The 24,331-nt window shown below is 70.8% G+C and carries 24 protein-coding genes and 1 pseudogene; 9 read left to right on the top strand and 16 right to left on the bottom strand.

Features of this window, described 5'->3' with window-relative positions:
- Positions 1–5 precede the first annotated feature (5 nt).
- Genes LNK82_RS34150 through LNK82_RS34140 form a run of 3 tightly spaced genes read right to left on the bottom strand, consistent with a single transcriptional unit; the run spans position 6 to position 2,450 of the window.
- Positions 6–1,529, bottom strand: coding sequence for a PucR family transcriptional regulator (locus LNK82_RS34150; protein WP_230571048.1), 1,524 nt, complete (start codon positions 1,527–1,529; stop codon positions 6–8).
- Between the two features lie 49 nt (positions 1,530–1,578).
- Positions 1,579–2,010 carry a group III truncated hemoglobin gene (locus LNK82_RS34145; RefSeq protein ID WP_230571047.1) on the bottom strand — a complete coding sequence of 144 codons (432 nt, stop codon included), beginning with the start codon at positions 2,008–2,010 and terminating at the stop codon, positions 1,579–1,581.
- Positions 2,007–2,450 carry an RrF2 family transcriptional regulator gene (locus tag LNK82_RS34140; RefSeq protein ID WP_230571046.1) on the bottom strand — a complete coding sequence of 148 codons (444 nt, stop codon included), beginning with the start codon at positions 2,448–2,450 and terminating at the stop codon, positions 2,007–2,009. Before LNK82_RS34140 ends, LNK82_RS34145 begins: the two co-directional genes overlap by 4 nt.
- 70 nt (positions 2,451–2,520) lie before the next feature.
- On the opposite strand from LNK82_RS34140, the gene LNK82_RS34135 reads away from it, so the two are divergent.
- The 3 genes from LNK82_RS34135 (at position 2,521) to LNK82_RS34125 (ending at position 4,893) form a co-directional block, all read left to right on the top strand.
- Positions 2,521–2,679, top strand: coding sequence for a hypothetical protein (locus tag LNK82_RS34135; RefSeq protein ID WP_230571045.1), 159 nt, complete (start codon positions 2,521–2,523; stop codon positions 2,677–2,679).
- Positions 2,680–3,009: 330 nt separating this feature from the next.
- Positions 3,010–4,335: a pectate lyase gene (locus tag LNK82_RS34130; RefSeq protein WP_230571044.1), complete on the top strand. Its 1,326-nt coding sequence runs from the start codon at positions 3,010–3,012 to the stop codon at positions 4,333–4,335.
- A gap of 165 nt (positions 4,336–4,500) precedes the next feature.
- Complete coding sequence (locus tag LNK82_RS34125) at positions 4,501–4,893, top strand: hypothetical protein (RefSeq protein ID WP_230571043.1); 393 nt, start codon at positions 4,501–4,503, stop codon at positions 4,891–4,893.
- A gap of 13 nt (positions 4,894–4,906) precedes the next feature.
- Here LNK82_RS34125 and LNK82_RS34120 read toward each other — a convergent pair whose 3' ends face one another.
- A complete protein-coding gene (locus LNK82_RS34120; protein ID WP_230571042.1) occupies positions 4,907–5,446 on the bottom strand; it encodes a nuclear transport factor 2 family protein in 540 nt (179 codons plus the stop codon).
- 156 nt (positions 5,447–5,602) lie between these two features.
- Between LNK82_RS34120 and LNK82_RS34115 the strand changes: the two genes are divergently transcribed.
- Positions 5,603–5,848 carry a three-helix bundle dimerization domain-containing protein gene (locus LNK82_RS34115; protein ID WP_230571041.1) on the top strand — a complete coding sequence of 82 codons (246 nt, stop codon included), beginning with the start codon at positions 5,603–5,605 and terminating at the stop codon, positions 5,846–5,848.
- A 2-nt stretch (positions 5,849–5,850) separates the two neighbouring features.
- On the opposite strand, the gene LNK82_RS34110 is transcribed toward LNK82_RS34115, so the two are convergent.
- Positions 5,851–6,255: an ATP-binding protein gene (locus LNK82_RS34110; protein ID WP_230571040.1), complete on the bottom strand. Its 405-nt coding sequence runs from the start codon at positions 6,253–6,255 to the stop codon at positions 5,851–5,853.
- A 152-nt stretch (positions 6,256–6,407) separates the two neighbouring features.
- Here LNK82_RS34110 and LNK82_RS34105 point away from each other — a divergent pair, with 152 nt between their 5' ends.
- Complete coding sequence (locus tag LNK82_RS34105; RefSeq protein WP_230571039.1) at positions 6,408–6,752, top strand: hypothetical protein; 345 nt, start codon at positions 6,408–6,410, stop codon at positions 6,750–6,752.
- On the opposite strand, the gene LNK82_RS34100 is transcribed toward LNK82_RS34105, so the two are convergent.
- Both LNK82_RS34100 and LNK82_RS34095 read right to left on the bottom strand, forming a co-directional pair.
- Positions 6,753–7,895, bottom strand: a complete 1,143-nt coding sequence (locus tag LNK82_RS34100; RefSeq protein ID WP_230571038.1) for a carboxylate-amine ligase — start codon at positions 7,893–7,895, stop codon at positions 6,753–6,755.
- A gap of 235 nt (positions 7,896–8,130) precedes the next feature.
- Positions 8,131–8,553: a hypothetical protein gene (locus LNK82_RS34095; RefSeq protein WP_230571037.1), complete on the bottom strand. Its 423-nt coding sequence runs from the start codon at positions 8,551–8,553 to the stop codon at positions 8,131–8,133.
- A gap of 229 nt (positions 8,554–8,782) precedes the next feature.
- On the opposite strand from LNK82_RS34095, the gene LNK82_RS34090 reads away from it, so the two are divergent.
- Positions 8,783–10,321, top strand: coding sequence for a glucuronyl esterase domain-containing protein (locus tag LNK82_RS34090; protein ID WP_230571036.1), 1,539 nt, complete (start codon positions 8,783–8,785; stop codon positions 10,319–10,321).
- The gene (locus LNK82_RS34085; protein WP_230571035.1) at positions 10,318–10,527 is read left to right on the top strand and encodes a hypothetical protein; all 210 of its coding nucleotides are present in this window, start codon (positions 10,318–10,320) and stop codon (positions 10,525–10,527) included. The genes LNK82_RS34090 and LNK82_RS34085 overlap by 4 nt, the downstream gene beginning before the upstream one ends.
- 157 nt (positions 10,528–10,684) lie before the next feature.
- Here the strand turns inward: LNK82_RS34085 and LNK82_RS34080 are convergent, their stop codons facing one another.
- The 3 genes from LNK82_RS34080 to LNK82_RS34070 all read right to left on the bottom strand — a co-directional run bounded on the left by LNK82_RS34080 (position 10,685) and on the right by LNK82_RS34070 (position 14,369).
- Complete coding sequence (locus LNK82_RS34080) at positions 10,685–12,835, bottom strand: esterase-like activity of phytase family protein (protein WP_230571135.1); 2,151 nt, start codon at positions 12,833–12,835, stop codon at positions 10,685–10,687.
- Between the two features lie 156 nt (positions 12,836–12,991).
- Entirely contained in the window at positions 12,992–13,255 is a 264-nt protein-coding gene (locus tag LNK82_RS34075; protein ID WP_230571034.1) for a hypothetical protein, read from the bottom strand.
- 61 nt (positions 13,256–13,316) lie between these two features.
- Positions 13,317–14,369, bottom strand: coding sequence for a magnesium and cobalt transport protein CorA (locus LNK82_RS34070; protein ID WP_230571033.1), 1,053 nt, complete (start codon positions 14,367–14,369; stop codon positions 13,317–13,319).
- 1,044 nt (positions 14,370–15,413) lie between these two features.
- On the opposite strand from LNK82_RS34070, the gene LNK82_RS34065 reads away from it, so the two are divergent.
- Positions 15,414–15,764: a DUF1036 domain-containing protein gene (locus LNK82_RS34065; protein ID WP_230571032.1), complete on the top strand. Its 351-nt coding sequence runs from the start codon at positions 15,414–15,416 to the stop codon at positions 15,762–15,764.
- A 624-nt stretch (positions 15,765–16,388) separates the two neighbouring features.
- Here the strand turns inward: LNK82_RS34065 and LNK82_RS34060 are convergent.
- The 3 genes and pseudogenes from LNK82_RS34060 to LNK82_RS48425 form a co-directional block, all read right to left on the bottom strand.
- On the bottom strand, positions 16,389–17,384 hold the full coding sequence (locus tag LNK82_RS34060) for a hypothetical protein (protein ID WP_230571031.1): 996 nt from the start codon (positions 17,382–17,384) through the stop codon (positions 16,389–16,391).
- A gap of 713 nt (positions 17,385–18,097) precedes the next feature.
- A complete protein-coding gene (locus LNK82_RS47155) occupies positions 18,098–18,361 on the bottom strand; it encodes a DUF4192 family protein (protein WP_268997528.1) in 264 nt (87 codons plus the stop codon).
- Between the two features lie 122 nt (positions 18,362–18,483).
- Positions 18,484–18,588, bottom strand: a pseudogene (locus tag LNK82_RS48425) (hypothetical protein); the annotation flags it as partial.
- Between the two features lie 292 nt (positions 18,589–18,880).
- Here LNK82_RS48425 and LNK82_RS34050 point away from each other — a divergent pair.
- A complete protein-coding gene (locus LNK82_RS34050) occupies positions 18,881–19,702 on the top strand; it encodes a hypothetical protein (RefSeq protein WP_230571030.1) in 822 nt (273 codons plus the stop codon).
- A 2-nt stretch (positions 19,703–19,704) separates the two neighbouring features.
- Here the strand turns inward: LNK82_RS34050 and LNK82_RS34045 are convergent, their stop codons facing one another.
- The 3 genes from LNK82_RS34045 to LNK82_RS34035 form a co-directional block, all read right to left on the bottom strand.
- The gene (locus LNK82_RS34045) at positions 19,705–20,592 is read right to left on the bottom strand and encodes a DUF2268 domain-containing putative Zn-dependent protease (protein WP_230571029.1); all 888 of its coding nucleotides are present in this window, start codon (positions 20,590–20,592) and stop codon (positions 19,705–19,707) included.
- A 45-nt stretch (positions 20,593–20,637) separates the two neighbouring features.
- Complete coding sequence (locus LNK82_RS34040; protein ID WP_230571028.1) at positions 20,638–22,458, bottom strand: ABC transporter ATP-binding protein; 1,821 nt, start codon at positions 22,456–22,458, stop codon at positions 20,638–20,640.
- Between the two features lie 214 nt (positions 22,459–22,672).
- Positions 22,673–24,268: a tannase/feruloyl esterase family alpha/beta hydrolase gene (locus LNK82_RS34035; RefSeq protein ID WP_230571027.1), complete on the bottom strand. Its 1,596-nt coding sequence runs from the start codon at positions 24,266–24,268 to the stop codon at positions 22,673–22,675.
- Between the last annotated feature and the right edge of the window lie 63 nt (positions 24,269–24,331).

The following is a 24,331-nucleotide window of genomic DNA, read 5'->3' as shown; positions in this document are numbered from 1 at the left end:
GACAGCTACTCGGTCGCGGCCAGGTCGATGATCATGGCCAGCCGCTTGCGCGGGTCGTCCAGGTCCAGCGGCGTCACCTCGACCATCTTGCGCAGCCGGTAGCGGATGGTGTTGGGGTGCACGCCGAGCCGTTCGCCGGCCCGCGCGAGGTCGCCCTGGGCCTCCAGCCACGCGCGCAGGGTCGGCACGTAGTGGGTGGCGTGGTCGCCGTCGTGGCGGCGCAGCTCGGCGACCGGTCCCCGCGCCGGGGTGCGGCCCGCCCGTGCGGCGGCGCGCAGGCGTTGCAGCAGGATGTCGTCCCACGACTCGTCGTAGGCGGGCGGCACGGTGTCCGGCGTGCGCGCCTCGTGCAGCGCCAGGCACTCGTCGGCCTCCTGCCTGCTCGCGGGCAGGTCCGCCGCCGGGGCGGTCGCGCCGATACCGGCGGTCACCGTCACCCGGTCCGGCAGCGCGGCCCGCAGCAGGGCCACCCACTCGCGGGCCGCGCTCACCCGCTCGCCCGGGAGGACGGTGTAGAGCGTGTTGCCCGACAGCGTGCTGCGACCGGGCCGCGACCAGCCGAAACCGGTGGTGGCGCGTTCGAAGGCCAGCAGCAGCGCGGCGTGCCGCTCGTCGGCGATGTGCGCGCGGACCGCGATGACCCGCGACGGCCCCTGCGGCAACCCGAGCCTGCTGACCACCGTCGCGGCGTCCGCGGTGCCCTCCAGCAGCCGGATCACCAGGTCGGACTCCACCTGGCGCTCCAGGTCGGCGCTGGCCCGGGAGCGCAGCAGGTGCAACGCCACGGTGCGGGCGCCGTCGGCCAGCGCCGTGCAGCGGACCCCGGTCAACGGCACACCGCACGTCACCCACACCGAACCCAACAGCTCGCGGCCCGCCCGCACCGCCACGACCATCCGCCCGGTCAGGCCGTGCTCCGGGTCCGCCTCGACGAACAGCGGCTCGTCGTAGGCGCCGAGGTAGGCGAACACGCCGCGCCGCTCGAACGCCTCCCGCAACCGCGCCGGCGCCTGACGGCCCAGGATCGTCTCCAGCCGGGCCGGGTCGGCTCCCTGCTGCGAGCTGGAGTACGCCAGCACGTGGGACAGCCGGTCCTCGATGGTCACCGAGCCGCCGACCGCGCCCGCGAGGCTGTCGGCCAGCGCGAACAGGTCCGTCGGCCCGCGGCCCGACTCCGTCTCCCGGCCCTCCAGCACCAGCCCGTAGACCACGCCGGCCAGTTGGCTCCACGACACGGCCGGGTCGACCAGGAGCACCGCGACGCCGTCCGCCGCGCCGATCGTGGCCGCCTCGCGCTCGTCGTCACCGTGCAGCAGCACGACGGCCGCCTTCGCCGCGACCGCCCACCCCACGGCCTGGCCCACCGACTCGGCGCCGACGGCCAGGAACACGTCACCGCCGACCGCCCGCGCGTCACTGGCCTCGCGCATCACCACGCTGCGCAACTCCGTCGACCGGGGCACGGGGCAGCACGCCAACCGCACGCCGTAGCCACCCAGCACGTTCACCAGGCGGTCCAACCTGATCATGGGCAAACCTCTGTTCGGAGCCGACAGCACACCGTAACCGCCGGGCGCGTCAGCGCTCCTCGACCTCGTCCCGCCGCCGGATGGTGACCAGCTCGCTCGCGTCCTCGCGGCGCAGCCTGCGGATCATGGACCACGCGATCCGCTCCGCCTTCGACTTCGCCAGGTCCGCCTTCTCGCCCGCGAACAGGCCGTCGACGGTGTCGGCCCACAACGCCAGCCACCGGGTGAAGTGCGCGGTCGTCAAGGGGAAGCGCTCGTGCAGGTCGAGGTGCACGCGCAGCAGGTTCCGGCGGTACGTGCCGGCGCGGAACAGCACCGTGTCCCAGAAGTCGGCGATCACGGGCAGGTGCGTGGCGAGGTCGAGCCTGGCGACGTCGCGGAAGACCGGGCCGAGCACCCCGTCGTCGAACGCCCGCCGGTAGAACTCGGTCACCACCGCCAGCGCGTCCTCGCGGCCGGCCAGGTCCCGGGTCGCGGTCACGGTGTCCGACCCGGACGGTGCGGCACCAGGTCGAGCAGCACGGGACCGGCCGGTTCGGTCACCAGGGCCCGCACGCTCACGTCGTCCAGCACGGCGAGGAACGCCAGTTGCGCCGCACGCAGCGCGCTGCGCAGGTGGCAGCCGCCGCGCAACGGGCACGGAGGTCCGTCGCAGTCCACCACCTCGCCGTCGCCCTCCAACGCGCGCACGACGGCGCCGACCGAGGCGTCCAGCGTCGCGACCGGCACCCCGACCCCTCCGGTCCGGCCACGCGCGGTGGCCACGAAGCCGTGCCGCTGCAAGCGCTGCACGACCTTGGCCATGTGGTGGCGCGGCACCTCGAGCGCGTCGGCGAGCCGGTCGACGGTGAGCCGACCGCCGTCCGTGGCCAGGAGCATCACCACGCGCAGCGCGATGTCCGTGGACCGGATGAGGTGCATGGTGGGCAACGGTAGCAAAAGCGGTATTCTCGGTTCCTGTTTCGGGTCGGAACCAGGTCCGGGGGCGACGGTGGAATCGAACGAGAACGGCGTGCCGGAGCCGGCCGGGGACCCGGTGTGCTGGTTGTCGCTCGTGTGCCCGGAGTGCGGCTCGGTGGCCGAGGGGCCGGTGTCGGCGGTGTGCGCCCGGTGCGGCGCGGAGATGCCCGAGCGCGAAGACGGGCGATGAGTTCGTAATTGGTTCATTGCCTGTCCTTTTGTTCACGAGTGTGACCCGGCGCCGGCGATTCTGTTCACAAATATGATCGCCCGTATTCGCCGGCCTCGCGTCGTTGATCAATCACACCGGCGATCACCTCGGCGTTCGATCACATTCGACGCCCACCTGCCCGGGTCTTGGGAAAACTGTCGTTGACCTGTTGGTCAAGTGGCCTCTAACATCCCGCTGGAAAGCGGTTTCTGGAATTACCGCCGCGTCATCCACTGGTTCGGGAAACGCGCTTTCGAATGGGCTGGCCGCCGACCTCGGCGTCCCGTGAAGTGAGAAGTGGAGTAGTTCATGAGCACAGCGGATCACCGTCGATCCACCGCGCCACCGCGTGGCACGCGATGGCGCACGGGTGTGGCCGCCGCGGCGGCGGCCACGGCACTGGCCGCCACCTTCACGATGTGGTCGACCGCCACGACCGCGCAGGCGGCCGTCGGCGCGGGCACGTACACCATCAAGAACGCGGGCAGCGGGCAGTGCCTCGACGTGCCCAACGCCAGCGCGGCCGGCGGGGTCCAGCTCCAGCAGGCGTCGTGCGGCAGCGCCGGCAGCCAGCAGTGGACGTTGGCGGCGGTCAGCGGCGGCTTCCGGATCACGTCCGTCTCCAGCGGCCTGTGCGTGGGCGTCCAGGACGCGTCGACCAGTGCGGGCAAGGCGATCCAGCAGCAGTCCTGCACGGGCGCCGCGAGCCAGACCTGGTCGTTGACCGCGAGCGGCAGCAACTACCGCGTGGTCAACACCAACGGCGGCAAGTGCATGAACACCAAGGACAACTCCACCGCCGCCGGCGCGCCGGTGCAGCAGAACTCCTGCGACAGCGTGGCCACCAAGCAGTGGACGTTCACGCCGACGAGCGGCGGCCCGACGTCGACCTCCACGTCGACGTCGACGACCACCAGGACCACGACGACGACCACCACCACGGGCAACCCCGGCGGCGGTGACGGCAGCGGCCCGTGGCCGAGCGACACCGGGAGCGTGCACCAGACCACGACGCGCAACGTGGGCACGTACTTCAACGGCGGGATGAAGAAGTACTACGGCATCGGCGACGGTGGTCAGGGCGAGAGCCAGGACCCGATGTTCGTGGTGTCCAACGGCGGCACGATCGAGAACCTGTTCATCGACGCGCCGGCCGGCGACGGCATCCACTGCGAGGGCTCCTGCACCATCCGCAACGTCTGGTGGAACGACGTGGGCGAGGACGCGGCGACGTTCAAGGCCACCAGCTCCTCGGCGACCTACCTGATCGACGGCGGCGGTGCGCGCAAGGCGTCGGACAAGGTGTTCCAGCACAACGGCGCGGGCACGTTGACCATCCGCAACTTCCAGGTCGACGGCGCGGGCAAGCTGTACCGGGCGTGCGGCAACTGCGCCACGTCCTACCAGCGGCACGTGGTGATGGACGGCGTGACGGCGCGGAACACCAGCACGCTGGCCGGCATCAACACCAACTGGGGCGACACGGCCCGCTTCACCCGGATCACCGTGTACGGCGACACCACGATCTGCGAGAAGTACCAGGGCGTGCCGAAGGGCTCCGAGCCGAAGAAGATCGGTGAGGGCGCGGACGGCAGGAACTGCTTCTACTCGCCGTCGGACATCACCCAGCGTTGACGACGTCCGAATGACGCGGATCGAGGTCGCGGCCACCGGGTCGCGGCCTCGATCCCGTTCGGCCCGCCGTTGGTCCCGCCGACTTCCCGGGCGTCGCGGGCGAGTTCGGCTACCGTGTGGGACGACCGGGCGGCGTGGCGTGAGCAGGGGCAAGGGGCAACTACGGTGACCAGCTGGATCGACGTGATCAACTACGTCCGGACGCGGTACGAGGTGTTGGAGGAGACCGACAGCTGGCTGCGCTTCCGGCTCGACCTCGGCGAGAACCGGACCCAGCAGGTCTCCGTGCACCACGTGCCGGAGTCGGACGGGGTGGCGTGGGTGGAGATCTCCTCGCCCGTCGGCCGGGCCGACGCGATCGACCTGAAGCGGCTGCTCGTGCTCGCGGGCACGTCGGCCGTCGGCGGCGCCGCGGTGGTGGACGACGTCGCCCTGCTCAAGCACACCGTCCCGTTGGAGGACCTGAGCGTGCGCGAGGAGTTCGAACGGCCGCTGATGCTGCTGGTCGCCGCCGCCGACGCGTTCGAGCACGAGCTGACCGCGACCGACGACTTCTGACGGCGGCGGACCGTCATGCCGGCAGGCCGATGACGGTCCGGTCGCCGTGCTCCCAGACCGGGGTCATGGTCACCGCGCCGATCTGCCAGCCGCGACCGGTGCGCACGAGCCGGTACTCGTACCGACCGCCCAGCGTGTAGAGCCGGCCGCCGGTCAGCGGACCGTCCCGGTGCGTGGCCTGGAAGTCCGCGGTGACGCTTGCCCGCGCGCCCTCGACATGCACGATCTGGTTGCCCAGTAGGTGCTGGGTCGCCGACAGGTGGCCGAGGTTCGCGCGCCAGCCCGCCACCAGGTCGGCCGCGGCCACCGCGCCCGGTTCGCCGCCGACCAGCCCGGTGTAGTCGATCCACACCTGCGCGGCGAACACCTCCCGCAGCAGGTCCCACTGCTTCAGGTCGAACCGGACGGCCATCTGGACCGTGACCGCGATCGGGTCCTGGTCGGCCGCCGGCGCGGCGGACGCCTCACCGCTCGCCAACGCCGAGCCGATCGAGGCGCTCACGCCGACCAGCACCGTCCGACGGGTCAGCCGATCAGCTGTTCTCTCGCTCATGGTGGCGATCGTGGCGCGGCCGGTGCGGCGGCGTCCAAGACCCGGTGCCATGACCAGAACGCATGACTCCCGACGCGGACGGGGGTTTCGCGACCAGGCCTCCCCGCCGATTCCTGTTGTAGCGTGAACACCACCGTGCCGCGACGGAGGAACGTCATGACGGCTGAACGGCTCGAAGGCCACTTGGTCCGTGATCCCCGCACCTTGCACACCGATGTCGAAGCGCAGCTGGACCACGCCGCGGAGGAGGTCAGCAGGCGGCTCGGCGGCAAGGTCGACTACCAGGTCGTGCGCGCGGCCGTGTCCGACGCCTACCAGCGGCTCGCCGACAAGGCCAAGTTCCCCAACTTCCTGCCGATCCTGGCCGCGCGGTCCGCTCAGCGGAGCCTGCGCGTGACCTGATGTCACGACAGGGGCAGCTCCGCCCACACCGTCTTGCCCTCGGTTCCGAGGTGCGTGCCCCAGCGGCGTCTGGAGAGGTGGTCGACCATCATCAGACCCCGGCCGCGGAACGCGCCGAGGCGCGACGTGCCCACCTGCGGAAGGCACTCGGGGCTGCCGTCGTCCACCTCGATCCGCAGGGCGTGCCGATCACGGGATCGGTGCACGCGCAGCCGGCGTGGCGCGCACGCGTGGTCGTAGGCGTTGGCCACCAGCTCCGTGCAGACCAACATCAAGTCCTGCAGCAGGTCCTCGGCGAGCTCGGACAGGACGGTGGCCAGCCACTGCCTGATCTGCGCCAGCGGCGCGACCGGCATGGTCAGGTCGACGCTGATTCTGGCGGCGAGCGCGTTCTCCGACGAAGTCATGTGAGCGTCCCCCCAGGGCACTCAGGCCGCTCTGCCTGTTCAAAGCGGTTCCGGCCCGATGGGGTACCCCACTGCGCCGGCGTGCACACCTCGTGTTGGGCGGTGCGTTGAGCACATGCCGCGCTACGGATCGTGATCTACCCTTGCTTTCCGTGACAGAGGATGAGGTTCCGGTGGACGATCCGGTGGCGGTGCTGCGCGTGGCGGTGGACTCGGCCGTGCAGGCCGTGCTGCGCCTGGATCCTCACCACGCCGACGCCCGGCGGGAGATCGACCGCGTGCTCGCCGGGTTCGCGGCCGCCACCGCCCCGGTGCTGGACCGCTTGCAGGAACTGGCGACCCGGACGCCGAACGGCCCGGTGTCGGCCACGCTGGGCTTCCTGCGCGACGCCGGCGACCAGGCCGCCGGTGGTGACGTCCAGGCCGCTCGCGTCTTCCTGCTCGCCGGCCGCACCGCGTTGTTCCGCCTCGCGCGGGCGGGGCCGACCGAAGGCTGATCACGCGGTCAGCCGGAACGGCCCTCCGGTCCACGTCTCCGAGCCGGACAGGGTGTCGCGCGCGAGCTGCTCCAGCACGTCGGACATCAGTCCGGCACGGGCGAAGGCGCGCCGCTGCCGGTCCGCGCCGCCGCCGTCCGCGTCCAGGGTGGACAGCAGGCGCCGGACGAGGTCGGCGTCGTCGAGGTGGTCGCCGACGCGGTGCAGGAGCCGGTCGAGCAGCAGGCGCGCGGGCACGAGGCGTCCCGACAGCACGTCCAGGGACAGGCCGGTGATGCCGTCACGTGCGGCTCGCCAGCCGGCGGCGCGCAACACCTCCGTCGGCACGGGCGACGCCCGCAGGCCACGCCGGAGGTCGGCCAGCGCCGTGCGGACGAGCCCGTGCACCAGAGCGGCCAGCAGCACCGCTTCGTCCACGGTGGCCGCGACGTCGGCGACCCGGACTTCGACGGTCGGCAGGTGGGAGGACGGCCGGACGTCCCAGTAGATCATCCGCCGGTCCCGGGCCGCGCCGGCGGCCTGGAGCATGTCGCAGGTGGACTCGTAGTGCGCCGCCGACTCGAAGTACGGCGGCGGACCGGCGCTCGGCCAGCGGGACCAGACCATCGCGCGCCAGCTCGCGTAGCCGGTGTCGACGCCGTGGGCGAAGGGCGAATTCGCGGTCACCGCGCCGAGCACCGGCAGCCACGGCCGCAGGTGGTTGCAGACCTGCACCGCCGTTTCCGGGTCCGGCACGGCGACGTGCACGTGGCAGCCGCAGATGTTCTGCTCGGCGGCGAGCAGGCGGTAGTCCTCGGTGAGCCCGCGGTAGCGGTCGCGATCGGTAGTCGAGCCGACCGGCCCGCCCACCGGCGGCACGCCCACGGCCAGCAGTCGGTAGCCCAGGGTCTGGGCGGTCTCGACGGCGACCAGCCGGAGGCCGTGCAGCTGCCGGCGCACGTCCGCGACGTCGTGGCACACCGGGGTGCGGGTCTCGACCTGGGCCTCGGTGAGTTCGACGTCGAGCTCGACGCCGAACCGCCGCCCGGCCGCCTCGACCACCTCGGCGCCGTGCGGCGCGGGTTCACCCGTCCGGGCGTCGACCAGCAGGAACTCCTCCTCGACCCCGAGCGTGGGTGCCGCACCGTCCGCCAGACTGTCCATCGCGGCCTCCGATGGCTGTTCGGCCAGGGCTGTCGGGATACCCCCGGTCGGGCGAGCCAACCCGTCCCGCCGGGCGTGCCCGGGATCGCCCCTCGTAATCCGATCGGGTGAACTGCCGCTGGACCGCTCAAGTCGACGGGCCGTGGCGCCGAAGAGGGAAGTGAGCGCCGAGTCCGGTACGCGGATCCGGCGCCTCGTCGTGTCGGTGGCCTTGTCGTGCCAGTGGTGGTCGGGGTCAGCCGCAGTCGGAGTCGATGGACCCCACGGTCTGACCGCTCAACTCCGTCACCGCGTCCTCGTCGAGCGGGTAGCCGTAGGCGGCCTCCTGATAGTCGCCCTGGTAGTGCGGCACCTCGGAGAGCACGGCGATGCAGCTCAGCCCTTCGGGCAGGCCGGGCAGGCGGGCCGACCTGGGCCGGATCAGCGGGTCGATCTCGTCCTCGTTCACCAGGTGGACCGTGCCTTCCTCCTCGTCGACAGTCACCGTGCGCTGGAACAGGATCTTCCCGGTCTGGTGGGAGCCCGCGTACAGGCAGAAGTCCCGTTCGCCGCAACTCGCCCGCTTCGCCTCGGCCGTGGCGCCGACCCCAGGGGCCAGTGCGACCAGTGCGGCGGCCACGAGCACGGCCGCACGGTGACGTGCCTGCACTCCGGACATGTCTTCCTCCTTGCTCACGCAGAGCGTTCGCCTGAGCACCGAAGGTAGCGGGGCGGATTGGTTGTCGCGAGTTGAAACGGTGCTTGCGGTGTGGGCCGCGTGGAGCATTGAAATTTTCGGCTCCACGGCCCGGCCACGATGGCTTTCTCGGTCAAGTGACGTGCACGTTCGCGCGGTTTGAGGCAAGTGCCAACTGAGACTGCCGGGGGAATCCGGGACATCCGGGGCATTGACATGTTTCGTGGAGCGATTCGAAACTTTAGGTCACCATCGTGAATCGCCGTCCGGTGCTGCCCCCTTCGCCACCCTGTCTCAAAGGAGAGCCCTGGTGATCATCAGTTCAGGCCGCTTGAGAGTGCGTTCGGCGGTGCTCATGTTCGCGGTAGCGGTGTTGGCGTTGGCCGGGACGGTGACGGCGCTGGCGCGGTCCAGCACGAACCCGGCCGCGACGAGTGATGTCGTGGCGCCGGCGGGTGTCGAGGACGACGGCGCCGACTGCCCGGTCAGCCCACCCGGCTCGTTCCCCTCCACCTCGCGGTTGCCGGATCCGTTCACCAAGCTCACCGGGCAGCGGATCACCTCGCAGTCGGACTGGCGCTGCCGACGCGCCGAGATCCGCGAACTGGCCGAACGGCACGTCTACGGCGACAAACCCGCCAAACCCGCCGGCGTGACCGGCACGGTGTCCACCAGCGGCATCACCGTCAACGTCTCCCACAACGGCCGCAGCGCGAGCTTCTCCGCCGGTGTGCAACTGCCGTCGGGCACGGGCCCGTTCCCGGCGGTGATCGTCTACGGCGGGTTCGGCGGCGACACCGCCACCATCCGCGCCGCCGGCGCCGCCATCATCACCTTCGACCCCTACACCGTCGGCCGCGAAGGCACCCCACGCACCAACAAGCAGGGCGCGTTCTACACCCTCTACGGCAACACCAGCCCCACCGGCCTGCTCATGGCCTGGGCCTGGGGCGTGTCCCGCATCATCGACGTCATCGAGTCCTCCGGCGGCACCATCCTGCGCGCCGACATCGGCGTCACCGGCTGCTCCCGCTTCGGCAAAGGCGCCTTCGCCGCCGGCGTGTTCGACCAACGCGTCGCCCTGACCATGCCCATCGAATCCGGCACCGCCGGCCTGCCCGTCTACCGCGGCGTCAACGCCGAAGGCGGCCAGACCCTCTCCAGCGCCTACGGCGAACAACCCTGGTTCGGCGACGCGTTCAGCTCCTACACCGGCAATCCCAACGCCGCACCCATCGACACCCACTCCCTGGTCGCGATGGTCGCCCCGCGCGGCCTGTTCGTCATGGACAACCCCCACATCACCAACCTCGGCCCCCGCTCCGCCGGCGTCGCCGCACTCGGCGGCGCCGAGGTCTACAAAGCCCTCGGCGTGCAGAACAACCTGCTCTACCACTCCAACGTCACCGACGGAAACCACTGCGCCAACCGCACCGAATGGCGCACCCCCTCACCCAGGCCATCAACAAGTTCCTCCGCAACACCGGCACCTTCACCGGCGGCGTCACCATGCACACCAAAGCCACCGGCAACCTCTCCCAATGGCGCGACTGGACCACCCCCACCCTCACCACCGGCCCCACCAGCACCACCACAACCACCACAACCACCACCGGTGACACCACCACGACCACTACGACGACGACCACCGCGACCAGCCCCACGACGACCACCAGCCAGCCCGGCGGCAGTTGCACCGCGAGGTACTCGGAGGGCACGAAGTGGAGTGACCGCTTCAACGGCCAGGTGACCGTCACGGGGACCGACAACTGGGTGGTGACGGTGACGGTGAGCTCCCCGCAGAAGATCATCGCCACCTGGAACGCGAGCACCAGCTGGGACGGCAGCGGCAACGTGATGACCGCCCGTCCCAACGGCAACGGCAACGTGTTCGGCTTCACCATCCAACACGGGGGCAACCGGAACTGGCCCAGCCTGACCTGCCGCACCGGCTGACGTTCCGCGGACGAGAGGGGCCCGGCGCGAGTTGCCGGGCCCCTCGCCCGGGAAGGTGGCGCGCCGCGAGCGTCGGCCGCGTCGCCCAGGTCGGTGCCCGGTGTCCGTCCCTGCCAGGTGCCCCCCGGTTAGCGTGTCGTCCTTTCGAGGCACACCACTAGCGGATCCAGCCGAGGCGGAGGAAGACGGACTCGCCCGGCGCGTCCTCGACGCCGTCGTTGTCGACCACGCCGACCAGGCGGCGCAGCGGGCCGTCGCCGACGACCGCCAGTCCCTCCGGCTTGTCGTGCGCGGCGCCGCCGCCGGCGGTGAGGGCAGGCAGCAGGTCGAGCGCCTCGGTCTTCGCGGCCGAGGGCTTGGGCTGGCCGGCGGCGGCCATGGCCAGGCCCGAGATGTCGACGCGGTAGACCTTCTTGGTCACCGCCGCGTCACCTCGCTGGTTGTCGCGCTCCAGCACGAGCAGCGTGCGGTCGTCCAGCGCGGTCACCTCCGACAGGCCGACCCAGCCGGTCGACGTGGCGTCGAGCGGGTACGCGGCGAACGACCACGCGCCCGTCGCGGGGGTGAAGCGGACCAGGGTCGCCTGGCCGCGCGGGTCGTTCTTCCACTCGCGCTGCACCGCCAGCCACACCTGCTCGCCGGCACCCCACCTGGTGGTCGTGACGCCTTCGAAGCCGTTGCTCGTGGCCGTCGCCGCCACCTCGGCCGGCAGCGGCACCTCGCGCACGACCGCACCCGACGCCGACACCTCGACCAGCAGGTTCGGCCGCGCCTTCCCGTCGCCCTCGGTGGCCACCCAGTAGCCGCCGCCCCGCCGCGCGGCGATGCCCTCGCCGTCGTAGTCGACCGGCTGCCCGTCCTTGGTCACGGTCAGCTCGGCGCGCACGCGGGCCGGCGCGGCCAGGGTGTCGATCGTCAGCACGCGGGTGGGGCTGTAGGCCGAATCGGTGATGGCCACGACGTCACGGCGGTCGCCCGGGATGCCGGACAACCCCGACAGCGCGCCGAACCCGATGCCGTCGGAGACGATCGACGGCGTGCCCTCGTTGCGCGCCAACGCCAGCGCCAACGGCGTGCGGGTGAGGCGGTAGGAGGTGAGCGAGGAGCGGACGCCGTCCTCGGCGGAGTCCTCCTCGGCCGACACGACCAGCGTGCCGGTCGCCGGGATCGGCAGCAGGCCCTCCGGGCCGACACCGGTCGGCAACGCCTGCACGAAGCGCGGCCGGCGCGGGTCGTCCACGTCGTAGACGGCGACCAGGTTGGCGCGCTCAAGCCCGACGAACGCGTACCGGTGCCGGCCGAAGGACGCCACGGCCAGGCCCTCCGGCTCGACGCCCTTGTTGTCCGAACGGCCGTCGGGGTACTGGCCCTGGTTGATCGCCACCCGCTGGAGCTCGTCGCCCGAGGAGAACACGACCCGGCCGGACGCCGCGTCGAACACCGTCCACGTGCGCGACCCGCCCTGGTAGTCGCCCTCGTCGGCGGTGCCGAGCGTGCGGTCGTCCAGCCAGGCCACCGCGTCGGGCTCCCGGGCCGCGGTGATCGTCGCGGTCGGGTCGATCCGGCCGTCGTCGGCGACGTCGATGCCCGTGACCGTCACCGTGCCCGCCGAGAAGTGGTTCACCACCGTCGCCGAGCGCAGGTCGACCACCACGACGTGGTTGTTCTCCTGCAACGTCACGGCGGCCCGGCCCCGGCCGTTGACGCTGACGTACTCCGGTTCCGGGTCGTCCGGCGCGACCTCGGCGAGACCGGTGAGGGCGACCCGGCGCTGCGTCCACGCCTGCGGGCCGCCCGCGAGGTCGACGACGGTGAGGAAGCCGGCCGGCGCCTGCGGGATCACACCGTCGGCGACGTCCTCGTCACGCTGGTTCTCGATGGCCACGGCGGCGTGCCGCCCGTCAGGGGAGACGTCGATCGAGTCAGGCTGCCCGCCCAGGTCGTGCGTGGCCACGACCGCCCTGGAGTCCAGGTCGACGACCACCAGCAGACCCGACGGCGCGGTGAACGACGCGGAGGTGTCGACCGCGACCAGCGCCAACCGACCGAGGACGTCCACCGACGTGGGCTCGCCCGGCACGTCCAGCACGCCGGCGGGGGAGAGCGCGCCGTCACGGCCGACGGCGGCGAACCCGATCCGCCCGGCGGGGGAGTCGGTGTAGACGACGGTCCGGCCATCGGCCGTGGCCGCCGCGATCTCGGCGGCGGTGTGCTCACCGGCCGAGCCGTTGGCGAACACCGAAAGGGTGTCGACCCGCCCGAATCGCTCGGGCGGCATGGCCGCCGAGGGCGACGACAGGAGCGACATGGTCACCCCGCACACCACCAGACCTGCGACAACACGAACCGGACGGCTCACGGGGCCTCCAACCTCGACGACGGCGCGCGCTTTGTACCCCGTCGAGGCGTCCCCCGGGTGAACGCCGGGTGGCGTGCGACCGCACCGTCGCGTGGCGGTACGGCACTAGTGGCCGCGGGCGTCCATGACCAGCAGCATCAGCGAGAGCAGGAGTTGCAGGACGGCGACGGACGTGCCCGTGACCGCGGTCCAGTCCAGGCGGTACTCGGTCTTGGTGGCCATCGACAGCACGCCGCAGGCCACCGCGCCGACCGCCAGGACGGTGCCGCCGGCCGGGATCGGCCAGCTGAGCAGCGCGAGGCACAGCGAGATCGGCCCGAGCCAGGCGTCCTTGCCCGGTCGGTCTTTGGCGGGGAGCTGCCGCATCATGTCGTCCATGGTGCCGTGGACCGGATCTCCGGAGCGCACCGCCACCGGCTTCCCGGGTTCGTCACAGCCACCGGTTGCGCTTGAACAGCTGGTACAGGACCAGGCACACGGCCAGCGTCACCGACAGCACGAACGGGTAGCCGTACTGCCAGCGCAGTTCCGGCATGTGGTCGAAGTTCATGCCGTAGACGCCCACCACCATGGTCGGCACGGCGATGATCGCCACCCACGCGGAGATCCTGCGCATGTCGTTGTTCTGCTGCAACGACACCTTGGCCAGGGTCGCGTTGACCAGGGTGGTCAGCATCTCGTCGAAGGCGACGACGCGTTCCGCGGCGGCGGTGAGGTGGTCGTCGACGTTGCGGAAGTAGGACCGCACCTCGTCGGGCACGAGCGGGCCGCACGCGCCCTCGCTGAGCTTGCGCAGCGGGGCCGCCAGCGGCATGACCGCCCGCCGCAGCTCCATGATCTCCCGCTTGACCAGGTACATCTGCTCGACGCCGATCTCGCTGCGCGGCGCGAACACCGCGGTCTCGACCAGGTCGATGTCGCCCTCGAACGCCTCGATCACCTCGCGGTAGCCGTCGACCACGCGGTCGGCGATCTCGTGCAGCACCATCGCGGGCCCGGCGGCCAGCAGGTGCGGCGCGGCCTCCAGCTGACGGCGCACGTCGCCCAGCCCCGAGTGGTGGCCGTGGCGCACCGTGATCACGTAGTCGCGGCCGAGGAACACCATGATCTCCCCGGACTCCACGATCTCGTTCGCCGTCGTCGGCGACTCGTGCTCCACGAACCGCAGGGTCTTGAGCACCATGAACAGGTTGTCGTCGTAGCGGTCGAGCTTGGGGCGCTGGTGGGCGTGCACGGCGTCCTCGACGGCGAGCTCGTGCAGCCCGAACGCCTCGGCGACCTCGTGGATGTGCTCCTCGTCCGGCTGGAACAGTCCGACCCAGACGAACCCGCCGCCGCGCGACCGGACCTCGGCGGCGGCGTCGGCGGGCGACAGGTCGCCGGGCAGCCGCACGCCGTCGACGTAGACCGCGCACGCCACCACGGCGTCCCGCTTCACGTCCGGGACCTCGCCGGGGACGCCGTCGGCGGCAGGGCTCACCATGCCGATCATCCTGCCGCACCCGGTTCCCGGACGGGTGAGGGAGGGGAATGCGCGTTCGAGTCGCGCCAACGACGGGTTCGGGCGCGTTCGGCGGGCACCCTGCTCACGACCGGGCCGTTGTTCGCCACCCCTGCCGGCGGGCGGCACCGTACTGGTCGCGCGCTCACCGCCGTGTTCGCCTTCGCCCTCGCTCCCATCGCGGAGGCGATGCTGGTGATCACCAATCGTCCACAGTGGAGTGTTCTGGTGGCCGTCCCCGAAGCGGTCGCGGAGGAGCGCGTGCCCGCGTCCCGCCGCAGGGCGCGGACCGGTTCGCCGGGCCGGTGGACGGCCGTTCACTTGCATTGCCAGGGAACGTTCCCGGCCATTTGGGCCGGTGTTCGCACGTGGCGGGAAATCCACTGGTAGAACGGCTATCTGGCGCCGTTGTCGAACAGGCAGAAGATCGCGTCCGTGATCCCCGACGGCAGTGACAGTCCCGACGACCGCCCTTGCACGTCGGCCAGGCCGGTTCGATCACCTTCCACTGCGCATCGGTGGATGTCAGTCGGCTAGTGGCAAATCTGGCCAGCGCTTCGGGCCTGGTGAAACGGGGCAAACCGGTAACACGCCCGATCCAAGGCAGCGCGGCACGACAGGAACGGAACTCCTGACGAAACGGCGACTCGACCGTCTCTCGACCTACGAGGAGTTCCCCCGTCACCGGCACAGACAGCCGTCGCAAGATCAGTTCGGCAACAGACGCAAAGAATCTTGACAGGTTCCGTTCGCGATCTAGTTGCGGTGCGCCGATACTTGAACTTCCGGAGATCGAACTAAAAATGAAGGGGTGTCGGATATGGCAGAGAGATTGTCGCGGGCCTGGACAGCGGACGAGGCCGCCGAACATCGGCGATCACGTGGTCCCGACCGGACGGGCGAGGCGGTCCGGATGGATCGGACGGCGGAGATCTCTAGCGGGGAGGACCACCGCCCGGGCGTGGAGAGTGACTACGCCAGCGACGATGACCGCGGTGACGACCCCACACCGCAAGGGGGATGACCATGGGACTCTACTTCCAGAACAGTACGTCAACGACTGTTTGGTTCGCTTACGCCTATTCGGACAGCGACTGCGCGTCGGAGGGTGACCCGTGGTCGAAGACCGGATGGTTCATGGTCACTCCGCACACGGATCTGAAGGTGCGTTCCGGACCGGTAAACGGCGCGAAGTACTTCTTTTTCGCGGAGAACCAAGACAGAAGCCTGAGCTGGGGTGGAGAGTTCTTCACCCAAATTCCGGATCGGGCATTCGACTGGTGCTGGACCACGGGAAGCTCTGACTCCCGGCTGCTCGGCATGAAAAAGATAATCGTGCCGGTGACCTCGATCAACCATACGATCAACGTCGTCTGACGGGCTGGCCGCGCGCCGTCATCGTGAACGACCCGAACTGGACTGCGGCCCGCCCATTCGGCCCAACCACGATCTCTACGTGCCGAAAGTGCTGTTTCGTAGGTTGACTGGACGGGCCGGGTCGGCCTTCCCGGTGTTATCCGACTGGTCCTCCGCCTTGGTGGTGGGCCATTGAGGTCCAGCCACCGCGGGGCTGGTGCTGGGCGGTGAGAGTGGCATACGGCTTCTGGTGCGCTTTGGCCCTCTGTCGTGAGAACTGCCATCGGACGTCGTTGTTGTCCGGCAGGACGACGATGCGCCCGCTGGTCGGGTTCCAGCCGTCGTGCCGCAGGAAGATCCGTCCACCGGACCGGACGAGCAGGCGGAGTCCGGTGGTCCGGTAACCGGTCGCGGCCGGCTGTTCCTCGACGTGGGGAGCGCGCCGAGGAGCAGTAGGGAGACGATCCACGCCACCGCTGCCGGAATGCCGAGGCCCACCGCGAGTGTCGGCACCCTGCTGAGCGGATCGGCCAACGCCTGGGCCACGGCCAGGCAGACAAGCAGTCAGGGGCTACTTCACCCGAGCTTCACGCGATCAATCATCTATGTGGGTTGCCCGGGAGGTGTGGCCGTCAGGACCTGCGGTCAGCCGGTGATGGTGAACGGCGCACCGTTGAAGTCGCCGTTCCCCTGGTAGACGCCGCCCGACGTGTACTCCGTGCCGTGGATCTCGAACGTCTGGCCCGCAAATCTCCGGTACGAATCGGCGTTGGGGATCGACAGGCTGACGCTGAAGCTGCCGGCGCAGTCCGTCGTGGCCTCACCCATCTCGTCGGCGTGAAACGTCAGGCTGACGACGCCGTTCTTGATGTGTCCCGTTCCCGACACTGTGACGAAGGTGTCGGCCGGGCCAGAACCGGGCGAGACGGTCAGCACGGGGCGCGGCCCCGAGGAGCCACAGCCCCCGTCGGACGACGACTCGCCCTGCTGGACCGTGAGCGGTGGCGGTTGGGGTGGTGGTGCGGCTGGCTCGGTGGTGGTGGGATCGGTGGTCGGCACGACCGTGGTGGTCGCGAGGACCGGGGAGCCGGTGAGCAGGTCCCCGGACGACGAACCGGTGGTGTCGCGGGTGGCCAGGTGGTACACCGTGCCGCCCACGCCCAGCAATAGCACGGTGATCAGGACCAGGATGCCGCCGGTGTTGATCTTTCGGCTCTTTCTGATGTCACGGCCCGCGACATCGCCACCGATCTTCCCTGCCTGCACGACGTTGCCCGTGACCTGGCCCGACATCGTGTTGTGCACGGACTCGCCGTATCGGGACCCGGTGTCGCGGAGGGCGCGTTCGACCTCGGTGTCGAACCAGGCGTCCTTGGTCAGGGCGTTCGCCAGGATTGCCACCACGATCTGCCGCGTGCCCTGATCCGCGGGGGCACGGGTGAGTTGCGCGTACGCCGTTTCACCGACCGGGTCCTGCCGCAACCGGCCCGCCACCAGATCGTGCAGGCGCACTACCTCGTGGCCGGAGGCGGTGCCCGCGAGGTAGGCACCGAGCAATGCGACGGTCTGTTCCGCGTGCATCGGCACGGTCATGGCGGCGCCCCCGAACGCGAGCAGGGTTGAGCTGAACGCAGTCTGCACCCGACCAGGGACACCGCCACCGCATTAATGCTGCCTCACCCCGAACGAGCAATCTCGCGGACCACTAGGCACCCTTCGACGGGGTCCAGACCAGGCGCACCGTCATGACCAGCCTTGATCGACGTGCAACACGGGCGTCGATACGGCGCGAAACCGGCACGGTCGCACGGGCACACCGCGGGCAAGCCACCCGACCTGACCCCACCCTGCCCCCGGCGAGCAGTCCGCCACCCGTGCGCCCGTGCCGCTGCCGACACCATCCACCTCACGCACGCCACTGGAGCCGATGCCTCGCTGGGTGATCGCGACCGTGGCAGGTCTGATCGCCACGCGACGATCGGTCTAGTGATAGTGCGCTGGTGGGCAGGCACTCCGGGTTGAGCATTGGACCAGGCGGAGGCGGGATCTTCGCGCTGTACTTGGCGTGGCGACGCCAACACGCCACCGAGATCGGACTGGTGCAGAAGGAGCGAGACCAGGCCGACGTCGCCCGCGCCTACGAACTGCAACGCGAGGTCGCGGCCACAACTGAGCGCGACGCCGAATCACGCCGGATCACCGACCTACACGCGAAGTCGGTGGAGCAACTCGGATCGGAAAAGGCTCCAGTTCGGCATGGCGGCCTCTACGCACTGGAACGCCTACCCCGACAATCCTGCCCTGCGCCAGACCGTGGTCAATGTGCTCTGCGCCTACCTCCGCGCACCGTTCGGCTAACCGCCCAACGCATCCTCGCGACTGCGGGTCGCCCGGCGAGCCAGTGCCCGTTCGTCGTCGGGGGTCAGGAGGTCGGCGAGTTCGGAGCGGTTGTCGTACGTGACCCAGCCGGCGGTGACAGATGCGGCACCGAGCGTGGTCTGGTCGGGTGAGGGCAGGACGTCGGTGCAGGTCGGGTCGTCGTAGCACTGCCAGCGGACACCAGCGGAGATGGCGGGCGTCCAGAGGCGGTGGGCGACCGGTAGTGCGATGCGGCCCATGGCGTCACTGACGGTCTGGACGAGGTCGCGCTGTGGCGGCGGGTCAGATGGCGGTTCAGGTTGTTCACCGCGCCGTGTCCGATCACGATCAGGAGGACAGCCGCATCGTCGTGCTGCCGGAGAATGTCAAGCAGTTGGACGGCGATCGAGCGCCGATGCTGCGCTGGCGGCAGGTCGAGGCGAAGGGGCATCACGACGTGGTTGTGGTCGGGGCCGGTCAGGACCACGACGACGAGCGAATCGGTGGGGTGCAAGCCCAGAAGCGACGGAACGGCAGCGACAAGATCGCTCAGGTTCCTGACGCGTACAACACGGTGCGTGAGTGCTCCCTAGGAAAGGAGCCCGGATCAGCCGCCCGGCTGATCCGGGCGAGGTGGGGTGGGACGGGGACAGATCAGGCGGTGGTCAGCTCGCGCACGAGCGCTAGAGCCTTCGCCTTGAGGGGTTCGGGCCGGATCGTCGACCTGAACGGGTGGTTTTCGGACACCGTCACCGAGCGGAGACGTTAAGTTGCCCCGTGTGAAGAGATCCGTTTGGGTAGTCGTGCTCGCGCTGGTGGCAGGGTTGGTCACGCCGGTGCCGGCGATGGCGGTGGTGCGGTCGCCGGCGGAGTGCGCGGCGTCGTTGGACTGCACGGCCGCCGAGATCGACCGGATGACGATGCCGGACCGGTTGGAGTTCCTCCGGTTGGTGCAGAGCGGTCCCGCCGCGGGGCTGGGCGCGGCGGACCGCTGGCGCAACATCGAGGGCGTGCTGTCGTTCTTCGACGATCACGGGCTCGGCGCGCCGGGCACGTGGATCTCGCACGTCGACGCGGGGATCCTGGAGGGCATCGAACGCGGCGTCGCGCTCGCGCTCGGTCGGTCGACCGACGGCTTCGGCAACCCCGGTTCGGCGCGGTGGGCCGACTACCTGACCCGGCTGCACCGGGGTGAGCTGACCGTCCGCAACGTCCACGACCGGGCGTGGAGCGAAGCCGAGCAGGCCTCGACCGACCACGGCGCCGCGGTCGCCGAGCAGGTGCACGGGATCGCGCCGACGGCGGTGGAGCGCCGGTTCTTCCTGTTCTCGGAGTTCTACCGGTGGGCCCTGCGCAACCGCCCGGTGGTGCTGGACCTGCTCCTGATCTACGCCGCCCTGCTCAACCCCGTGCTGGTCGTGCGGCGCGTGCCGTTCCTGGACTGGTTGACCGACGTGCGCGAGTCGGCGCCGTCGCGCAAGGGGTCCGAGATCGCCTACGCCTACGCGCAGCTCGACCCGGTCAACGGGGCGTTCGGCACCGTCGACCTCCTGCTCGCCTACATCCCGGAGCTGTACGAGGAGTTCGAGGCGACCCGGTAGGGCTACGCGACGCGGCTGAGCGCCGTGTCGATGACGTCCCGGCTGTCCACCAGCAACGCCTCCGCCGCGGTGCGGCCCGTCGTGGCCAGGTAGGTGTCCACGAGCCGGTTGCCGGCGGCGTAGCCGGCGCCGATGGGCAGCCCGACCGGGGTCGCGCCGTAGCGGGCGGCGGCTTCGTCACCGTGCACCCAGGCGGTGAAGTTGTGCATGCCGGTCACGCCGAGGCCGGAGACGACCTTGGCGAACACCGCGTCGTCGTGCAGGTGCGGCACGCCGATGCGGGCGTGCCCGAGCTCGTCGCCGTACAACTGGCGGGCGAACGCGTCGGCGAGGCCCTCGGACACCACGTGCTCGCCCACGGTGACCGTCGCCGGGTCCCACACGACGGCGCCGGGACCGTAGCGGAGGTTGTGGTTGAGCTCGTGGACCGCCGTCGCCTCCACCCGCGCCAGGTTCTCCGGGTACGGCCAGAAGTTCAGGAACACGTAGCCGGACACGCTGCCGTTCGCCGTCATGCCCAGGTTCGGGCCCATGAAGTGCGCGTCACCGGGGTCGCCGAGGACGATGAGCACGGTGATGTCCGGCACCGTGAGGCCCGGGGTCGCGGCGAGCTGCACGTCGAGGGCGTCGTGGAGGGCGCGCTCGATCCGGTTCCACGCGTCGGCGTCGTGCAGCGCCTCCAACGCCTCCTGGCACCGTTCCTCGTCGCGGTCGATCGGGAACCCGGAGCTCATCCCGTGCATCGCGACGAGGTCGACCTCGCCGGGGAAGTGCCGGTACATGCCCGCGGCCGGTTCGAGCATGGCCTTGAGCAGCTCGGGCCGGTCGGTTCGGGGCGACCGCAGGATCTCGCGCATGGCGGGGTAGGTGTCCAGGACCGTGATCGTCATGTCGGGGACGCTAGGCGTTCCAGCGACTGGAAGTTCAAGCCCGGCTCAGGACGGCTTGGCCCCCACCGGGTCCGGGACGCCCGCGCCCACCTCGTCCGGCGCGGTCTCGTCCAGGAAGCCGCCGGACTGGTGGCGCCACAGCTTCGCGTACGAGCCGTCGGCGTCCAGCAGCTCGGCGTGCGTGCCCTGTTCCACGATCCCGCCCCGGTCGAGCACGACCAGCCGGTCCATCCGCACGACGGTGCTCAGCCGGTGCGCGACGACGAGCGCGGTGCGGCCCTCCATGAGCCGCCACAGCGCTTCCTGGACCAGCACCTCGCTCTCCGAGTCCAACGCGCTGGTCGCCTCGTCCAGCAGCAGGATCGGCGCGTCGCGCAGGATCGCGCGGGCCAGCGCGACCCGCTGCCGCTGCCCGCCGGACAGCTTGACCCCGCGTTCACCGACCATCGTGTCGAACCCGTCGGGCAGCGCCTCCGCGAACTCCGTCACGTGGGCGGCGCGGGCGGCGCGCAGGATCTCGGCGTCGGTCGCGCCCGGTCGGGCGAAGGCGATGTTCTCCCGGAGCGTCCGGTGGAACATGGCCGGGTCCTGCGGCACGTACGCGACCAGCCTGCGCAGGTCCGCCTGGCGCAGGCGCGCGATGTCCTGGCCGCCGATGAGGATCCGGCCCTCGTCGACGTCCACCAGCCGCAGCAGCAACCGGGTGAGCGTGGTCTTGCCACCGCCGGAGCGACCGACCAACCCGATCCGCGTGCCCGCCTGCACGTCCAGGTCCAAGCCGGTGAACAGCGGCTTGTTACCGGCGTGCGCGAACACCACGTGGTCGAACCGGACCCCGGAGTCCTGGACGCGCAACGGCTCCGGTTCCTCCGGGTCGAGCACGGTCGGGTCGTCGAGCAGCAGTTCGGTGAACTGCGCCGCCTCGGTGAGCGCGCTCTCGACCCGACGATAGATCTGGTTGAACTCGAACATGATCCGCGTCGCGTTGGTGAAGTACGCGAACGTCACCACGATCGCCTCCACGCCGAGCCCGCCGCTGACCCCGACGGCCACCGCGAGGCCGAGCGCGTTGGTCAGCACGGACAGCGGCGCGACCAGGGTGTCGATGCGCAGGTTGCCGTAGTCCCACGACCGCAGCGCCAGCACCCGGGTCTCGGCGGCCCGGTTCCGGTGCTCCGCGCTCTCGCGGTCCTCGGCGGCGAACGCCCGCACGGTCTCCATGTTGGTCAACGTGTCGGCGACGTGGCCGGACAGCCGGGCGTAGGCGGCCTCACGTTCGGCGACCAGGCGTTGGCGACGGCGGATGAGCGGCGCGACCACGAACCCGGTGACGACGATCAGGCCCAGCAGCACCACGACGAGCAAGGGGTGGTAGCTCCACAGCACCACGCAGGCGAAGCCCAGCGGGACGAGGTTGGCGACGATCTTGAACGCCACCGTGTCGACGAACTCCTCGAAGCGCGACGCGAAGCTCAGCACGCGCTTGGTGAGGGAGCCCGCGAAGTTGTCGTGGAAGAACGCCGCGTCCTTCGCGAGCAGCGCGTCCATGCCGAAGACGGACAGGTGCTCGATCCCGCGGCCGTCGGTGCGGTTGAGGCAGTGGACGCCGATGCGCCACAGCAACTCGGCGAAGAGCATCAGGCCGGCGAAGACCAGCAGGTACGGCAGCACGGTGGCGAAACCGGTGTCGCCGCCCTGCGCGAGGCGACCCGCGAGCGCGCCGACCGCCAGCGGGGTCAGGTAGAGCAGGCAGGTGTTGCCCAGCGCGGGCAGCACGAGCGCGCCCACGGCGAGCAACCGGTGCCGGCGCAACTCGCGCCCGTACAGGCGCAGGGCGAGCAGCACCGCGGTTTTTCGTTTGTTCACGGGTTTTCCGGACCTTGGCGCGGCCATTCGACTCCTTTCGAAGGCGACCTCGGAGTCGTCGATGTTGCCCCACCGGACCGGGTGACGGCGATCGATTAACGGCTACCTGTCGTGCCCGGCAGCCCGGAATTCCCGCTGTGCCAACGCTTTCGAGGCCGCTGAACTCCCGGAGGCCACCGCCCGCGCCGCGTGTCGGCACGGGCGGTGGTGGGGATCAGCGGCGCGTGCAGCGGTAGCTGGACGCGACCGCGGGATCACCGTGCCCGCGGTACCGCGAGACCTGCGGGTACGCGCAGAGGTCGCGGGTCCGGCTGCCGTCGGCCGTCGCCGCGGGCAGGGTCGCCGGTGCGCGGCCGTGCTCGACCCAGTCCACGAGCGCGCCGAGCGGGTTCGTCGGCGCCGGGCCCGTGCCGCCGCCGCAGTGCTCCACGCCGGGTGCGAGGAACAGGCGGTAGAAGTCGTTCACGCGGTCGGCGCCGCCCAGTCGCCGTTCCACCCGGTCGCGGTAGGCGAGCGTGCCGCCGGGCGGGATCAGCTGGTCCGCCGTGCCGACGAAGGTGAGGAGCTTCCCGCCCGCCCGCCGGAACCCGCCGAGGTCCGGGTCCGACGTGCCGATGACCTCGTCGTACTCGCGCACGGACTGGTGGAACAGCTCGGTGAACCGCTCGTAGGTGATGGTGGAGGTGTCGAACGCGGGCTGCTTCGCCAGGAACGCCCGCACCCACGCCACGGCGACCGGGAACCCCGGTGCCGACGGGACGCCGTTCTCGTCTACCACGGTCCCGGCCAGCCAGCCGAAGTCCGCGCCCTTGGGCAGCCCCGACCACAGGCTCCGGCCGCGCGTGTCGGTGGGGCCTGCCCAGATCTTGCGCACGACCTCCGCGTCCTCGGCCGTCACGGTGACCTCCTCGCCCGCGCAGAGCACCTTGGCGCCCACCAGCGCGCGGGGGTCGTAGCCGCACTCCTCCGGACGGTCGATGACGCCGTCGGTGACACCGTCGTGCGGGTCGCAGGCCGCGATCGCCGCCCGGCGGAACGCGGTGAGGACGCAAGTGCCCGGGAAGTGGCGATCGTTGTGCATCACGGTCTGCGGCCACAGGGTCGCGATCGCGAACCGCGTCCAGTCGACCGCCGGCGCGTTCGCCAGGATGCCGTCGAAGTCGCGTGGGTGGTCCTGCGCTTCCGCGTAGCCCTGCCGACCGCCGGTCGAGCAGCCGTTCCAGTACGAGTACGACACGGGACGGCCGTAGAACGCCCGCGCCACCGCCTTGCCGATCACCGCGGACTCGTGCGCCGAGCGGGTCGCGAAGTTCGTCAGCAGCGTCGTGTCGACCTCACCTCCGGCGGTCAGGGTCCAGCCGGTGTCCAAGGGGTCCGACGACACGCCGGCGTCGGTGGTCACGCCCGCGTAGCCGTCTTTGACCGCCTGGACCAGTGGCGCGCCGAAGTCGCCCGCGGCGTAGGCGCTCCCGCCGATCGCCTGCAGGCGGCCGGCCCAGCCGGTGCCCGGCAGGGCCACCGCGACCGTGACGTGGTCGTGCCCGTCGTGGGTGAGGGTGACGGTGATCTGGCAGTACGGCGGCACGTCGGCGATGGGCGCGGGTGCGGAGAACGGCGTCTGCGGGAACGTGACGGTGCCGCCGGGGCGGGGTTCCGCCCGCACCGCCTCGATCCGTGCGCCCGGCGGAGCGGAGAGGGGGATCGGGGCGCACGTGGCGTTGTGCGTCGCGCCCGAGGGCTCGGCGGAGGCCGGCGCCACGAGCAACGCCGGCGCCAAGGCGGCCAAGGCGAGTTTCGTCCAGAGTCTCATCGACTTCCTCAGTGGATTCGTGACCCGAGAAGGGTCAGCAGCGCACTCGCACGACACGTGCGA

It is taken from the genome of Saccharothrix luteola, from assembly GCF_020859565.1.
GTDB classification, from domain to species: domain Bacteria; phylum Actinomycetota; class Actinomycetes; order Mycobacteriales; family Pseudonocardiaceae; genus Actinosynnema; species Actinosynnema luteola.
Note: the sequence above shows the minus strand (reverse complement) of the source record. Positions and strands in the feature narration are given on the sequence as shown.

What these genes read in the sequence shown, in the direction of transcription:
- LNK82_RS34120 (WP_230571042.1), bottom strand. Translation starts at nt 5,446, where the DNA reads ATGAGCGAGAGAACAGCTGATCGGCTGACCCGTCGGACGGTGCTGGTC.
- LNK82_RS34095 (WP_230571037.1), bottom strand. Translation starts at nt 8,553, where the DNA reads ATGTCCGGAGTGCAGGCACGTCACCGTGCGGCCGTGCTCGTGGCCGCC.
- LNK82_RS34080 (WP_230571135.1), bottom strand. Translation starts at nt 12,835, where the DNA reads ATGTCGCTCCTGTCGTCGCCCTCGGCGGCCATGCCGCCCGAGCGATTC.
- LNK82_RS34110 (WP_230571040.1), bottom strand. Translation starts at nt 6,255, where the DNA reads ATGACTTCGTCGGAGAACGCGCTCGCCGCCAGAATCAGCGTCGACCTG.
- LNK82_RS47155 (WP_268997528.1), bottom strand. Translation starts at nt 18,361, where the DNA reads ATGGGCCGCATCGCACTACCGGTCGCCCACCGCCTCTGGACGCCCGCC.
- LNK82_RS34045 (WP_230571029.1), bottom strand. Translation starts at nt 20,592, where the DNA reads ATGACGATCACGGTCCTGGACACCTACCCCGCCATGCGCGAGATCCTG.
- LNK82_RS34070 (WP_230571033.1), bottom strand. Translation starts at nt 14,369, where the DNA reads ATGGTGAGCCCTGCCGCCGACGGCGTCCCCGGCGAGGTCCCGGACGTG.
- LNK82_RS34115 (WP_230571041.1), top strand. Translation starts at nt 5,603, where the DNA reads ATGACGGCTGAACGGCTCGAAGGCCACTTGGTCCGTGATCCCCGCACC.
- LNK82_RS34075 (WP_230571034.1), bottom strand. Translation starts at nt 13,255, where the DNA reads ATGATGCGGCAGCTCCCCGCCAAAGACCGACCGGGCAAGGACGCCTGG.
- LNK82_RS34065 (WP_230571032.1), top strand. Translation starts at nt 15,414, where the DNA reads ATGGGACTCTACTTCCAGAACAGTACGTCAACGACTGTTTGGTTCGCT.
- LNK82_RS34140 (WP_230571046.1), bottom strand. Translation starts at nt 2,450, where the DNA reads ATGCACCTCATCCGGTCCACGGACATCGCGCTGCGCGTGGTGATGCTC.
- LNK82_RS34130 (WP_230571044.1), top strand. Translation starts at nt 3,010, where the DNA reads ATGAGCACAGCGGATCACCGTCGATCCACCGCGCCACCGCGTGGCACG.
- LNK82_RS34035 (WP_230571027.1), bottom strand. Translation starts at nt 24,268, where the DNA reads ATGAGACTCTGGACGAAACTCGCCTTGGCCGCCTTGGCGCCGGCGTTG.
- LNK82_RS34100 (WP_230571038.1), bottom strand. Translation starts at nt 7,895, where the DNA reads ATGGACAGTCTGGCGGACGGTGCGGCACCCACGCTCGGGGTCGAGGAG.
- LNK82_RS34150 (WP_230571048.1), bottom strand. Translation starts at nt 1,529, where the DNA reads ATGATCAGGTTGGACCGCCTGGTGAACGTGCTGGGTGGCTACGGCGTG.